At 57.2% G+C, this 862-nt stretch carries 1 protein-coding gene; it reads right to left on the reverse strand.

Translation table 11 applies throughout. The features are described from left to right. A partial coding sequence (locus tag K5E19_RS23025) for a methyl-accepting chemotaxis protein (protein WP_221553247.1) occupies positions 1-862 on the reverse strand: 862 nt, incomplete at both ends.

Raw genomic sequence — 862 nt, forward strand, 5'->3', positions numbered from 1 at the left:
TTCCCGACCATGCCGTTAATCAGCCCGCTCGCTTTTTCCACCAGGTTCATCCCGTCCTGGGTCTGACTGGTTGAGCTTTCGATCAGCTGGCGGATCTCGCTGGCAGACGAAGCGCTTTTCTGCGCCAGCTGGCGCACTTCACCGGCCACCACCGCAAAACCGCGCCCGTGCTCAGCGGCACGCGCCGCCTCAACCCCCGCGTTCAGCGCCAGAATATTCGTCTGGAAGGCAATCGCATCGATCAGGTTGATGATATCCGACATTCGGTTAGAGGTTTCGTTTATCAGGCGCATTTTCTGCGTCACCTGCTTCATCATCTCGCCGTTGTTTTTCACCACGCTCGCTGCATCATCGGAGAGGTTCGTCGCCTCACCCGTATGGGCCGCAGTATTTTTCACCGTAGCGGTGATCTGCTCCATCGAGGCCGCAGTTTGTTCTACGGAACTGGCCTGCTCTTCGGTACGCGCCGCCAGATCCTGGTTCCCTGCCACAATTTGCGCCGCCGCGCTGGAGATATTTTCCGAGCCAGATTGCACCTGCTGCACAATTTCCAGTAAACGGGTTTTCATCTCCATCAGGGCATGCAGCAACAAGCCTGTTTCGTCTTTCGTGCGGGTGGTGATGTTGCGGGTTAAATCGCCTTCAGCAATGGCTTCAGCAAACGCCACCGCCTCGCCCAGCGGACGGGTAATGGATCGCACGATAAACCAGCTAATCGCACTGCCGATCAGCACGCTAAACGCGGTGAGGATCACCAGCAGCAAGCGGTTGGTGTTGAAATCGCCGTCCACCTGCTGTCCGGCGCTTTTCATTTCGCTGTTTTGCACCGCGAACAGCTCCTGCACTTTGGCCTTGTAAGCCT

Origin of the sequence: Enterobacter sp. RIT637, from assembly GCF_019718755.1 — a bacterium.
In the GTDB taxonomy this organism is placed as follows: domain Bacteria; phylum Pseudomonadota; class Gammaproteobacteria; order Enterobacterales; family Enterobacteriaceae; genus Enterobacter.